18 protein-coding genes are annotated in these 11597 nt (G+C 35.5%); 14 read left to right on the top strand and 4 right to left on the bottom strand.

The features are described 5' to 3' along the window. Positions 1–221 precede the first annotated feature (221 nt). Positions 222–1226, top strand: coding sequence for an Abi family protein (locus EO125_RS06300; protein ID WP_164726460.1), 1005 nt, complete (start codon positions 222–224; stop codon positions 1224–1226). Positions 1227–1480: 254 nt separating this feature from the next. On the opposite strand, the gene EO125_RS06295 is transcribed toward EO125_RS06300, so the two are convergent. The 3 genes from EO125_RS06295 to rpsD all read right to left on the bottom strand — a co-directional run bounded on the left by EO125_RS06295 (position 1481) and on the right by rpsD (position 3084). Then, the gene (locus tag EO125_RS06295; protein ID WP_197413469.1) at positions 1481–1801 is read right to left on the bottom strand and encodes a YnfA family protein; all 321 of its coding nucleotides are present in this window, start codon (positions 1799–1801) and stop codon (positions 1481–1483) included. A 20-nt stretch (positions 1802–1821) separates the two neighbouring features. Beyond that, on the bottom strand, positions 1822–2370 hold the full coding sequence (locus tag EO125_RS06290; RefSeq protein WP_127148147.1) for a hypothetical protein: 549 nt from the start codon (positions 2368–2370) through the stop codon (positions 1822–1824). A gap of 126 nt (positions 2371–2496) precedes the next feature. Then, on the bottom strand, positions 2497–3084 hold the full coding sequence (gene rpsD, locus EO125_RS06285; RefSeq protein ID WP_009353000.1) for a 30S ribosomal protein S4: 588 nt from the start codon (positions 3082–3084) through the stop codon (positions 2497–2499). A gap of 175 nt (positions 3085–3259) precedes the next feature. Between rpsD and zwf the strand changes: the two genes are divergently transcribed. From zwf to EO125_RS06250, 7 genes are all read left to right on the top strand, one after another. Next, positions 3260–4783 (top strand): glucose-6-phosphate dehydrogenase, encoded by a 1524-nt coding sequence (zwf, locus tag EO125_RS06280; protein ID WP_127148146.1) that lies wholly within the window; start codon positions 3260–3262, stop codon positions 4781–4783. Then, a complete protein-coding gene (pgl, locus tag EO125_RS06275) occupies positions 4768–5517 on the top strand; it encodes a 6-phosphogluconolactonase (RefSeq protein ID WP_127148145.1) in 750 nt (249 codons plus the stop codon). The genes zwf and pgl overlap by 16 nt, the downstream gene beginning before the upstream one ends. Positions 5518–5543: 26 nt before the next feature. After that, positions 5544–5768: a twin-arginine translocase TatA/TatE family subunit gene (locus EO125_RS06270; RefSeq protein ID WP_127068892.1), complete on the top strand. Its 225-nt coding sequence runs from the start codon at positions 5544–5546 to the stop codon at positions 5766–5768. 8 nt (positions 5769–5776) lie between these two features. Further along, positions 5777–6082 (top strand): heavy-metal-associated domain-containing protein, encoded by a 306-nt coding sequence (locus EO125_RS06265; RefSeq protein ID WP_127148144.1) that lies wholly within the window; start codon positions 5777–5779, stop codon positions 6080–6082. A gap of 93 nt (positions 6083–6175) precedes the next feature. Next, positions 6176–6616, top strand: a complete 441-nt coding sequence (locus EO125_RS06260; RefSeq protein ID WP_127148143.1) for a cupin domain-containing protein — start codon at positions 6176–6178, stop codon at positions 6614–6616. A gap of 343 nt (positions 6617–6959) precedes the next feature. Beyond that, positions 6960–7898 carry a bile acid:sodium symporter family protein gene (locus EO125_RS06255; protein ID WP_127148142.1) on the top strand — a complete coding sequence of 313 codons (939 nt, stop codon included), beginning with the start codon at positions 6960–6962 and terminating at the stop codon, positions 7896–7898. Positions 7899–8142: 244 nt separating this feature from the next. Beyond that, positions 8143–8322, top strand: coding sequence for a toxin-antitoxin system protein (locus tag EO125_RS06250; RefSeq protein ID WP_127148141.1), 180 nt, complete (start codon positions 8143–8145; stop codon positions 8320–8322). Between the two features lie 164 nt (positions 8323–8486). Here EO125_RS06250 and EO125_RS09860 read toward each other — a convergent pair whose 3' ends face one another. After that, a complete protein-coding gene (locus tag EO125_RS09860; protein WP_164726459.1) occupies positions 8487–8663 on the bottom strand; it encodes a hypothetical protein in 177 nt (58 codons plus the stop codon). Positions 8664–8878: 215 nt separating this feature from the next. On the opposite strand from EO125_RS09860, the gene EO125_RS06245 reads away from it, so the two are divergent. The 6 genes from EO125_RS06245 to EO125_RS06220 all read left to right on the top strand — a co-directional run bounded on the left by EO125_RS06245 (position 8879) and on the right by EO125_RS06220 (position 11507). Then, entirely contained in the window at positions 8879–9181 is a 303-nt protein-coding gene (locus tag EO125_RS06245; RefSeq protein ID WP_127148140.1) for a type II toxin-antitoxin system RelB/DinJ family antitoxin, read from the top strand. After that, positions 9181–9504 carry a type II toxin-antitoxin system RelE/ParE family toxin gene (locus EO125_RS06240; protein WP_127148139.1) on the top strand — a complete coding sequence of 108 codons (324 nt, stop codon included), beginning with the start codon at positions 9181–9183 and terminating at the stop codon, positions 9502–9504. Before EO125_RS06245 ends, EO125_RS06240 begins: the two co-directional genes overlap by 1 nt. 124 nt (positions 9505–9628) lie before the next feature. Beyond that, positions 9629–10048, top strand: a complete 420-nt coding sequence (locus EO125_RS06235) for a hypothetical protein (protein WP_127148138.1) — start codon at positions 9629–9631, stop codon at positions 10046–10048. A gap of 38 nt (positions 10049–10086) precedes the next feature. Next, a complete protein-coding gene (locus tag EO125_RS06230; protein WP_127148137.1) occupies positions 10087–10371 on the top strand; it encodes a DUF2695 domain-containing protein in 285 nt (94 codons plus the stop codon). A gap of 58 nt (positions 10372–10429) precedes the next feature. Beyond that, positions 10430–11104, top strand: coding sequence for a DUF6678 family protein (locus tag EO125_RS06225; protein ID WP_127148136.1), 675 nt, complete (start codon positions 10430–10432; stop codon positions 11102–11104). A 52-nt stretch (positions 11105–11156) separates the two neighbouring features. After that, positions 11157–11507 (top strand): hypothetical protein, encoded by a 351-nt coding sequence (locus EO125_RS06220; protein WP_240630447.1) that lies wholly within the window; start codon positions 11157–11159, stop codon positions 11505–11507. Positions 11508–11597: the final 90 nt, after the last annotated feature.

Below are 11597 nucleotides of genomic sequence, written 5' to 3'. Positions count from 1 at the left end.
CCTATCTATATAGATTGTACTATGCTTTGACAAATTCATTTATGTTTATACTATGACAATATCATATGTCGTTCATATTTTGTATTATAAAAGTGAAAAAAAGATTGAAAAGAAGTATAAGCTATGGTACTATAATAATAACAGTACCCATCACGCTTCAGAGTTTTATGACAACAGCGCACCAGGATGGGTCTTTTTATATTAATAAGAGGTGTTGCTATATGACTGTTAGTATTAGTATAAAACGTCCCACAACAATTGAAGAGCAGATAAAGCAATTAAAAGAACGGGGAATGTATATTTCTGATGAATATGATTTAAGACGTTGGTTAAATACTGTAGGATATTATAGATTAAGTGGATATTGGTGGATGTATGAAGAACACTATCCTAATTGTGCACCTAGAACTCATACATTTGTAGAAGGTACTACATGGACTCAGGTAAAGCAGACCTATATATTTGATCAAAAGTTTAGACGCTTGATATCGATTGGAATTGAAAAAATAGAGATAGCGGTAAAAGCATTGTGGGCACAGTATTTAGCTACTCATTATAATACATCACATCCTCATGAAGATACTAATATATTTAAATCTGAAATATGTAGTCCAAGTCAAGAGAGCTCTACAGAAACAGCTTTTGATAAGTTAGTTCGATCTTATCAAAAAAGTAATGAAACGTTTGCAAAGCATTATAGAGAAAAATATAAAGATTTTTCAACACCACCAATATGGGTTTCTGCATTATTTCTTACATTAGGTGAACTTTTGAATTGGATACATGGTATAAAATCCAAAAGTGATAAAAGAGCAATTTTTTCTATATTTTCTATTGATTATAGACCGATGTTATCTATACTTAATCATTTGAGATGGGTCAGAAATGTATGTGCACATAATGGGCGACTCTGGAATAAAAGAACACCATTGTTATTTATGCCAGTTCGAGGCTTACAAGATAGGCTTATTTTTTCTAGTTTAGATACATCAAAATTGGATAGTAAGATTTATAATACTATTATTGTTATGTCTGAAATTTTAAAATCAATAGATCCAGAATATCCATTTGTGTATTTTATAAAAGAATTAATTTTACATAGTAAGCATGTAAATCCTAAAATGATGGGGTTTCCGAATGATTGGCTAGAACGTAAGGAATGGATGGTACCTGTGCCTCTACCAAAGCAAGTTCAAAATAATAAGAGAAAGTTAGAAAAAGTATAAGATAACAATGAATCAAAAAAAGCACAGTACTAAAAATTTAATACATAACAAAAATCTCTAGTATAAGTGAGTGCGTAAGGCATAGCTTATACTAGAGATTTTTGCATATTTGTATATATGATGTAATGGATGTATCCCAAAAAAGTATATATAAGGGGATACATTGTGTCGTAATACTTCTAATGCATTAGGAGTGACGGTATAGATAGAGAAGTAATAGTTGCTTATATACAGTTTCGCATTCATTAGGTGTATTACCGAGGATAATACATAATAATCAAAACTCCGATGATAGACACAATGCCTCCGATGATATCGTACCGATCAGGAGTGATACCATCTACATAATAGCCCCATAAAATAGAAAGGGCGATAAAGATGCCACCATAGGCCGCATAAACTTTACCGAAAGGTGCTTCTTGTAAAGTAGGAATAATACCGTAAATGATGAGAGTAATAGCTCCAGCGAGCATATACCATGGGCTTTTGTCATCTTTCAGATAAAGCCATACTAAATAGCCACCGCCGATTTCGGCAATGCCAGCTAGAATGAAGTAAAATATTGATAAGAGAATTTGTGACATAGTGGTTACCTTTAAAATAACTGACCTTTAGAAGGTGGATTAAAATACATGTTGTAAGATTTGTAAAAACTATATAATGCTGACATGTACGAAGGTAAGAAGATATCATCGGCTTTTAAAGGGATGTACATTGAGTTAGATAAATTATATTGGTGATAAGTTTCTTGGATACTTCCATCATAATTGAAAACTGCAGCACCTTTAATTTGGGATTTTATACCTGTGTCTTTTTTTATACGAGCGGTTACTTCTTCAGGTGTAATAAATTTTTTTACTAAAGAATTTACAGATTGATTGTAATTATAAAAGAAAATGTTATCAAGTTGCATTATTACAGTTTTGTCATAAGCAACAATATAAGTGGTTGCGTTAATAGTATAGTAAGGCGGATTATATCTCATTACACTTATTGAATTAATATCGATATACTCTTCACCTAATGAATTAGCTTGGACTAGTTTATATCTTTCAGGTGAATTTCTCAACTCGTCTAATGAAACGGCAAATGCTGATGCTGTAACGAGCGAAAAAATCACTAGTAGAAGAAACAGTTTTTTCATAATCGCACCTCGCTTAACACATAATAAATGATAGATACTTTCATTATATAAACTACCTATAATAATTTCAACTATTTAGGCATAAAAAAAGCAACCAATCCGAAGATTGGTTGCTGTAGTATCCTATTATTTGGAGTACAATTCGACGATTAGTGTCTCGTTTACTTCGATAGGAAGTTCTTCACGTTCAGGAAGGCGAGTTAATGTGCCTTGGAAAGCGTCAAGATTTTTTTCGATGTAAGGAAGTTCGAAAGAACGAAGTTCTTGGAAGTTCACTTTGAACATTTCGTTGTCACGGCTAGCTTCACGAAGCTCGATTACATCGCCAACTTTACATTGGTAGGAAGGGATGTCAACGCGTTTGCCGTTAACAAGGATGTGGCCATGGTTTACCATTTGACGTGCTTGACGAATGGAGTTACCGAAGCCAATGCGATATACAAGGTTGTCCAAACGGCATTCCAACAATTTCAACATGTTTTGGCCTGTAACACCGTGCATTTTTTTCGCTTTATCGTAATAGCGTACGAACTGGCGTTCTAGCAAGTTGTAGTATGCTTTAACTTTTTGTTTTTCTAATAATTGAAGACCATACTCAGACATTTTCTTTTGACGTTGGTCTTTTTTTACACGTTTTAAAGCCTTCGCGTGACCGAAAACGTTCACACCGAAGCGACGGCATAACTTAAATCGTGCTTCTCTTCTCGTTGCCATGTGATTATCACCTCATAGATTAATAAAACTTTGCACAAATTGTGCTTAATTATTATACCCTATGAAAATGAAAAAGTCAAAGGTCGATAACCATTGTCAAGGACTGTGTATGTGCTATAATAAAAGATACAGTATTAGTATTTCCGTTAGGAAATGATGTAAGAGGAGATTCACCATGAATGTGTCCTATAATGTAAAAGAAGAATTATGTATTGAACATACACCGGGGGCAGGTGCCATTGTTATCTTTGGGGCCTCCGGAGACCTGACAAAACGTAAATTGTTGCCAGCTATTTATTCCTTGTTTCAACGCGGTTTACTTTCACCAAAGATAGCCGTAGTGGGCGTAGCGCGGACAGCGATGAGCCACGATGAATTTCGTGAACAAGTGAAAGCATCCATCTTAGGTGACCGTGAACCAAATGCAGAAGAACAAGCATTTATTGAACGCTTTTCTTATGTATCTGGTCAATATACAGAGCCGTCTACGTATGTAGCGTTGCGCGAAGAGTTAGAGCGTGTGGCAGATGCTCATTGTACAGGTGGTAATGCACTATTTTATCTAGCCATGCCACCAGAGTTATTTGAGCCAATCGTTCGAGAATTACATGGGGCAAAGCTACTAGAAGAAGTAGGTTCTTGGTCCCGTGTCATCATTGAAAAACCATTTGGACATGATTTAGAAAGTGCTATCGCATTAGATGAATCCTTGAAACAATATATTACGGAAGAGCAAACCTATCGTATCGATCATTATTTAGGGAAAGAAACGGTACAGAATATTTTAATGCTTCGTTTCGCCAATGCTATATTTGAACCGCTTTGGAATCGCAAATATATTGAGCGTGTAGAAATTACCGTAGCGGAAGAGCTAGGTGTAGAAAAACGTGCAGGCTATTATGATGGGGCAGGCGCCTTGCGTGATATGGTGCAAAACCATATGATTCAAGTATTATCTTTGATTGCCATGGAACCACCTGCTAGTTTTAATGCCGATGATTACCGTGATGAAATTGCTAAATTGATTTCCTCTATTCGCAGTTTACATCGTCAAAAATTAGGCCATATTGCAGTGCGTGGTCAATATGCAGATTCTGGTAATACAGAACGTCCAGCCCCAGAGTATCGGAAGGAAGAAAATGTGCCACCTACATCAACGACAGAAACCTATGTGGCATTAAAATTATTCATCGATAACTGGAGATGGCGTGATGTGCCGTTCTATCTTCGCACAGGAAAACGATTGCCGAAGAAATCTAGCGAAATTGCCATAACTTTCAAACCAATTCCGCACTCCATCTTTAAACCGTTCCATGCGAAAGACTTTAACCAAAACGTATTGGTTCTTCGTATGCAGCCGAATGAAGGCATGGGATTGTCTTTAGAGGTAAAATCTCCAGGATCTAAGCTGAGTGTCAACACCCTAGAAATGGATTTTTCCTATAGTAATTCTAAGGAATTAGCAGACATTCCAGATGCCTATGAAAGATTGATTTTAGATGGTTTATTAGGAGACCAAACACTATTCGTTCGCAACGATGCGGTAGAAAAATCTTGGCGCTTATTTAAGCCGTTGATTGAAGCATGGGAACGAAATGATGAAGAAACACCGTTATGTTTCTACCCAGCTTTTAGTGAGGGACCAAAAGAGGCAGAAGAGTTATTAGAAGGAGGATCTTGGTCGTGGCGAGAGATATAATTCATGCATTTCCTACAGGAGATGACGTGGCGAAAGCAGTGGCCGATCGATTTTTAAACTATACCAATGCATGTATTGCAGAAACAGGAGCTTGTGTGGTGGCTGTATCTGGAGGGACTACACCCAATGCATTGTTTTCTTTGCTTGATTCTGATGAGTATACAAATCGTATCGATTGGGAGCATATTTTCTTCCTTTGGGTAGATGAACGATTTGTACCACAGTCGAATCCAGATAATAATTTTGGCCGTGCAAAAGATCGCTTATTTGGAAATATTATGGGAGCTGCTCACTATTATCCAGTACCAACGAATAATGGTACTGTGGAGGAAGCAGCAGATAAATATGAACAAGAAGTAAAAATGGTCTTGAAGCGTACAGAAAAGGAATCCATAGATTTAGTCTTGCTAGGCTTAGGTGATGATGGACATACAGCGTCCCTATTCCCTAAATCTGAAGCTTTGTATGAACGTGATCGTATGGTAGTGGCAGTAAAAGACGGCAAAGTATGGGAACGTGTGACATTGACATTCCCAATGCTAGTGAATGCGAAATCTGTGTGGTTCACGGTAGTAGGTGCTTCTAAAGAGGCGGCCTTAGCTCGCGTGCTTCGCCAACGTAAGGAATATGAAGAATATTCTTGGGAAGATCGAGTGGACCATTGTTTACCAGGTGCCGTGCTTACCCACGATCCAGTGGAATGGTATGTAGATGAGGCAGCTTATAAGAACTAGTTGATGTGAAATGCGAGGTGATACGTATGTTTAATTTTGGCACACAAGAGTTATTTCTTATTTTAATTATTGCTCTTGTTATCTTTGGCCCTAAAAAATTACCTGAAATTGGTAAGGCCATCGGTAAAGGTATTAATGAATTTAAAGATGCTGTTAGTGGTGATAAAAAAGTAGCTAAAGAAGAGCCTGCTAAGGCAGAAACAATTGATGTAGAAGCTGGTGCTACTAATAGTCATAAGCAAAATAATTAGGAGGAACTATGTGTAAAGATTGCGGTTGTGGTAGCACAGGTAATGTGACTACAAAATTATTTCATGTGCCGAGTATGATGTGTGTGAATTGTGAAAATACGGTAAATGGTGCGGTTCGTGGTTTACCAGGTGTATTAGAATCCACTGTAGATTTGAAAACAAAAGAAGTGCGTATTCGTTTTGACCACACAAAAATTGAGGAACTGGCGATTCGTGCAGCTATTGACGAAACAGGTTTTGAAGTAGAATCTGTAAAAGACTATGTGCATGAACATGGCGGCATTTTGGGAGCTATTAAGAAAATATTCAAATAAGGCGTACTATCTGGTGATATGCCGGGTATATATTAGAATACAAGGAGGGGCTATCTGGATTGATTCCAAGATGGCCCTTTTATAGGAGTTAGTATGATACGCAAGTTTAATCAAAAAGAATATACTTGGGATGGTGTAGATACCTTGGTGTACAAGCAAGATAATAGCCCATTTAAAGATGTGACCCGTCAAGTTCTTTTCGATGGGGCTTGGGATATTCCATGTCAGTTCCGTTATTTTGAAGTGCAACCAGGTGGTTACAGTACTATGGAACGCCATGAGCATACGCATATGGTCATGATCTTCCGTGGAAAGGGCCAATGTTTGCTTGGCGACACCGTGGAAAACGTACAAGAAGGGGATATGATTGAAATTCCTAAATTGATGGCACACCAATTCCGTGCGAACCAAGGAGACTATTTAGGGTTTTTGTGCTTAGTCAATGTGGACCGAGATAAGGTGCAAGTCATTACGCCAGAAGAACAAGCTGAGATGATAAAAAATCCGGCGATTAGTGCATTTTTGAATAGCTAGTCAATCAGTTTAGATACAACTGTCTCACAAGTAAGAAACATAAGTGATGAGGAATCTAGGCATCTAATGTTGATGTTAGGAGTTTGCCCCACTTATGTTTCTTTTTTGTTTTGAAGTAAAATTTCGTTATATAATTAAGTAGCTAACATTTCTGGATATACAATAACGGAGTCTAGTTATGCTCGTGAGAGTGGGACGAAAACTATACGATGCACATCACAGCAAATAGTTGTAATACATAAAAGGACAAATATACTATAAATTTAAGATAAATCCCTTTCATTAGAGCAAAAGATTTGTTATAATTGAAAAGTTCTCATGTTTTATAGAAAGTAGGTTACATATGAATTTTATTCGTAGTATTAATCGCCTGTTCAATGATTACCTGGCATGGATTGTGTTGGCTGTAGCGGTCATCGCATTCTTAGTGCCAAAAGTATTCATGGGCGCAGCGAAACAAACAGTTCCTTTGTTACAATTAGTTATGTTCAGTATGGGCTTAACATTAACAGGGAAAGTATTCTTAGACGTATTTAAACAACCGTGGCAAGTGATCTTAGTGTCCTTGATTCAATTCTTGTGGATGCCACTAGCAGGTTGGTTAGTGGGTAACTTATTTGGATTCCCACCTGAAATTGCCCTAGGATTTATTTTATTAGGAGCTTCCCCAGGTGGCACCGCATCCAATGTAATGACATTCTTGGCAAATGGCAATGTGCCATTGTCCGTATCTGCGACGACAGTATCCACGTTATTGGCACCAGTGTTAACACCGCTCTTTATCGTGTTATATGCAGGACAAACCGTAGATATTGCATTCTGGCCGATGTTCATGTCCATCGTGAAAATCATTGCCGTGCCAATTGCATTGGGCATTATTGTGAACTATTTTATCGGCTCTCGCATTGAACCTGTGAAAGCAGTCTTGCCAACCGTGGGTGCCGTAGCTGTATTAATTATCCTAGCTGGGGTCACTGCTGTTAGCCGTGATAATATATTAGCGCATGGTGTGATGATTTTCTTAGCATGCTTAGTGCAAAACGTGAGCGGTTATGTAGTGACATATTTCATTTGTCGTCTATTTGGTTCCACCGTACCAGATCGTCGTGCTATGCAAATCGAAGTGGCGATGCAAAACTCTGCCTTAGCAGCTAGCTTGGCGTTGAAACACTTTACACCACAAGCAGCCGTAGCAGGCGCCGTGTTCTCCATTATCCATAACTTTACAGGATCCATCTTTGCAGGCATTTGCCGTCGCAATGATTCTAAAAGCACAGACTAATTTGAAAGTTAAGGTACTTTGGGTAGTAACGCATTAGATAATTAAATATTTAGTAGAAACGTCATATACTTTCATAGTTTGTTATAGGATGAAAGTATGTGACGTTTTTTTACTTTTCTAAGAAAGTGAATAAATAGATATGGCGGTACTGGGGGTCTTTTATATAACATACAAACTGTATGCTAAAATGTGTCGTAATATACGACACATTGATGTATACTATGTATAAAGGAAGGTGATGGATATGGCACTAGAAAATGACATTCCGTTCCTATTGGCAATACCTAAAGAGTTACCAATACATGAGAATATGGATGAAAGTACATTTAATGCTTTGATGGAAATAGGGTACTTACAGGCAGTACGAGGGGAAACGTATTCTGCTGCAGAAGTATTTGAAGAGCTAGAAAAAGCGACAGACTGATTTACATATTGTATTTCGGAGATCTGTCGCTTTTTATTGCAAATTATATAAATTTTAAAAGTTGATGTAGTGTATGGGGCTTGTTGTTATAGGAGTTTGTAACACGAGTATTAAATGGGTTGAAATGATTTTGTATATAGAAACCTAAAATAAACTTGTTGTCCTCATTTTCCCCTTTTTGACATTAAAGTTAAGATTTCTTTAGAATCAGTTAATTCTCGTCCGGGAAGTACTTGGTTTGGTATACGGTCCTGTTCAGCTTTATCTAACGCTGTAACAAAACGTTCAACACTATCTGGACTTGATATAACGAAGTTGTGAGTGATACTTGAAGTGGACATAGTAACACCTCCTAATATTTTTCTACGTATTGTATTTGAAATCAGTTGATAAGAAAAAAAATCTGAATTATTTATTGATATAATTATAATGATCGCTAGAAAGACTCGTCAATATATATAAACACAAATTATTATGGTGGTGAAAAATATGCGCTAAATCGTATCGCAATATACGACACATTGATGTATACTATGTATAAAGGAAGGTGATGGATATGGCACTAGCAAAGACAGGTAATGTAAATGTAAGAATCCAAGAGCATATCAAACAACAAGCGGAACAAATTTTAGAGACTATAGGCATTTCTCGAGCGGCAGCTATTGATATGTTTTATAGACAAATTATTTTAAATAATGGCATTCCGTTTCCATTAACAATACCTAAAGAGCTACCAATACACGAGAATATGGATGAAAGCACATTTAATACTTTGATGGAAACAGGGTACTCGCAGGCACTACGTGGGGAAACGTATTCTGTTGCAGAAGTATTTGAAGAGCTAGAACGAGGTCTATAATGGAAACGTATAAGGTAAGAATTACAAAACAAGCAAAAAAGCATCTTATACTTATACGAGATTATATAACCACAGGATTACAACAGCCTAGTATTGCAAAGGAATTAGTTGCACTAATTAGGTCAGAGATGTACGCATTAGAATATATGCCACATCGTATAAAGTGTATTGATGAACAACCATGGAGAGACTTAGGATTTAGAAAAATTAGAATAAAAAACTATTATGTTTATTTTTGGATTAATGAAAATGAAAAAGAAGTGGTTATTATCGCTGTAGTTTACGTAAAAATGGATCAGCTGAAACAGTTAGAAAAATTGTAGTTAAGTAGTTTGGAGTCATGAAATGAACGCTTAATTATATAATAAAATTGGAACCCAATACAATAAGATTCGACAAATAAAGTATAATAACTGTATATATTAGGGTGAAATTATGAGGAACAGTATGAAGTTTATACGCGATAGAAATAGCAACATTCTTTTCAATCTTCATGATAGTAGGGTGAAAGAAATCATATATTGCAACGAAACTTTGACGTTACAAGTTAATAAAATATATGAATTTGTGGAAGGTGAAGAAAGATCGTATCCAGGTGAAATATGTTTTGAAAAATGTGATATCGACCTATGCGATATATTGATATTTAACAAAACCTTAGGTGAAGGACGCTTCAATGGAAAGTCTATTGGTTTACAGCAATTTATAGATGAATATACAGACTCAGAATTTGAAATCATTATTGAAGGCTATTATGGCAACACAACCACATATACAGGATGGCTTCGGGAAGACGGAAAAAGACCAGTGTCGGCAATCATGTATGTTTGGAATAGCGGAGATATGGTGTATAACGTACAAAAATAAACGATTTAAAACAATAATTTTATAAAGGAGAAAAGCTCATGAACAAATTTGAGAAGAGAAAAATATTGCAAGAATATCAAGTCAAACAAATGGAAGAATTTGAAGAGAACTTACCGATGGAAAAGAAATTATTTTATGAATTATTTGATTATCTAAATGATAAATCAGAAACAGTAGATTGTAATCACGATTTTTCTTTAACAAATGAGTTTTTGAAAGATAAAAATGCAGATATTGAAAAGGTTATAGAATTTTTGCGAGAAAATGGTGCTGGTTGCGATTGTGAAGTGATTTTTAATGTTGAGGAAAAGTTTGAAGAATAAAATGTTTGTATTAGAAATAGACAGGTAAATTTAAAGTTGTAAGGAGAAATAGTGATAGATGCAATCAATACATAATATTTTATGTGAAAAACTAAATCCGAGAAGTGGAGTTATCAAAATAAGTAGTTCTAATGATGACGATAGAATTTATTTCGATATAAGTTGGGAGGGAGATTTCCATTTTATTGTTACTGGTTGGGTGCATTACGGGTGGTATTATGTACAAAGAGATAAACAATGTATATCGCCATCTTATGTTTATAAAAAACTAGATAATAGAGCGTTATCTGTTATGCAACACATTATAGACGAAATTGAAAATGGGAAATATAACAACAAAAAAACTGAAAAAGAAAAAATTAAGCAGGTTCTTGAAGAAAGAAATCTAACCTCTTTTATGAACAATACAAAATGGAAAGAACTGATAGATTCCATCATGGAGAACATGAGAGACATCCCGATACAATATAAGACGTTTTTTGATGAAGAAGAGCCTAGCATATATTGGACGATTGATGCTGATGAACATTTTTTTCATATGAATATGAGAATTGTTGAATGGTTTAAAATTAAAAGTAAATTTGAGAAAGTTATTGGTCAAGGGCGTTTAATTGAGCCAAAGACATGTGTTACTGATAAAAAATCAGAAATAGAGCGTATGCTTAATAAATTTAGTATTCCTTATGAATATGATGATATTGAAAAGTGTTTTATTATTTTTGGATATAGATAATTCATTGAGGAATACTAGAAGATTATAAAGAGTATACACATGATGAGAGGTATTGAATTTAAAGATGATGAAATATACAAGTATAAAAGATATCGTTGAATATGGATTAGATGCTATTTCTGATAAGGAAAAAATAACAATAAACCTGAAAGACTTTCTATACATTAGACGAGTTTTAGAGGAATATATGCGTTATCTACATAATCCTGATCATTATCCCGATATAGAATCAATTCAAAATTTTTTAGGTGATGCTTCTTCGGGAGGCGGATTTGAATGTTTAAGCACAGCTATTTATAACAAAGTATATAAAGTTGATTTGCCGGCGAAGATTGAAAAAATGATTGATGATGGTTTATTTGAACACCCTCTTTATCCCAGCTACTATAAGAAAGATGAATAAGTAATAATTGGATAGTATTGTAATAGTAGAAAATATAAATATATGTGGATACGTAAATTCGAAGCTGTAGGAAAGGATAAAAAGTGGAAA

This window comes from Veillonella sp. VA139 (assembly GCF_003992005.1).
Taxonomy (GTDB): Bacteria; Bacillota; Negativicutes; order Veillonellales; family Veillonellaceae; genus F0422.
The sequence above is the reverse complement of the archived record's forward strand: the minus strand, read 5'-3'. Positions and strand labels throughout refer to the sequence as shown.

Excerpts from the sequence above, each read along its gene's own strand:
- EO125_RS06260 (WP_127148143.1), top strand. The coding sequence starts at position 6,176 with ATGATACGCAAGTTTAATCAAAAAGAATATACTTGGGATGGTGTAGAT.
- EO125_RS06300 (WP_164726460.1), top strand. The coding sequence starts at position 222 with ATGACTGTTAGTATTAGTATAAAACGTCCCACAACAATTGAAGAGCAG.
- EO125_RS06270 (WP_127068892.1), top strand. The coding sequence starts at position 5,544 with ATGTTTAATTTTGGCACACAAGAGTTATTTCTTATTTTAATTATTGCT.
- EO125_RS06235 (WP_127148138.1), top strand. The coding sequence starts at position 9,629 with ATGAAGTTTATACGCGATAGAAATAGCAACATTCTTTTCAATCTTCAT.
- EO125_RS06230 (WP_127148137.1), top strand. The coding sequence starts at position 10,087 with ATGAACAAATTTGAGAAGAGAAAAATATTGCAAGAATATCAAGTCAAA.
- EO125_RS09860 (WP_164726459.1), bottom strand. The coding sequence starts at position 8,663 with ATGTCCACTTCAAGTATCACTCACAACTTCGTTATATCAAGTCCAGAT.
- EO125_RS06245 (WP_127148140.1), top strand. The coding sequence starts at position 8,879 with ATGGCACTAGCAAAGACAGGTAATGTAAATGTAAGAATCCAAGAGCAT.
- EO125_RS06255 (WP_127148142.1), top strand. The coding sequence starts at position 6,960 with ATGAATTTTATTCGTAGTATTAATCGCCTGTTCAATGATTACCTGGCA.
- EO125_RS06250 (WP_127148141.1), top strand. The coding sequence starts at position 8,143 with ATGGCACTAGAAAATGACATTCCGTTCCTATTGGCAATACCTAAAGAG.
- EO125_RS06265 (WP_127148144.1), top strand. The coding sequence starts at position 5,777 with ATGTGTAAAGATTGCGGTTGTGGTAGCACAGGTAATGTGACTACAAAA.
- EO125_RS06290 (WP_127148147.1), bottom strand. The coding sequence starts at position 2,370 with ATGAAAAAACTGTTTCTTCTACTAGTGATTTTTTCGCTCGTTACAGCA.
- zwf (WP_127148146.1), top strand. The coding sequence starts at position 3,260 with ATGAATGTGTCCTATAATGTAAAAGAAGAATTATGTATTGAACATACA.
- EO125_RS06240 (WP_127148139.1), top strand. The coding sequence starts at position 9,181 with ATGGAAACGTATAAGGTAAGAATTACAAAACAAGCAAAAAAGCATCTT.
- rpsD (WP_009353000.1), bottom strand. The coding sequence starts at position 3,084 with ATGGCAACGAGAAGAGAAGCACGATTTAAGTTATGCCGTCGCTTCGGT.
- EO125_RS06225 (WP_127148136.1), top strand. The coding sequence starts at position 10,430 with ATGCAATCAATACATAATATTTTATGTGAAAAACTAAATCCGAGAAGT.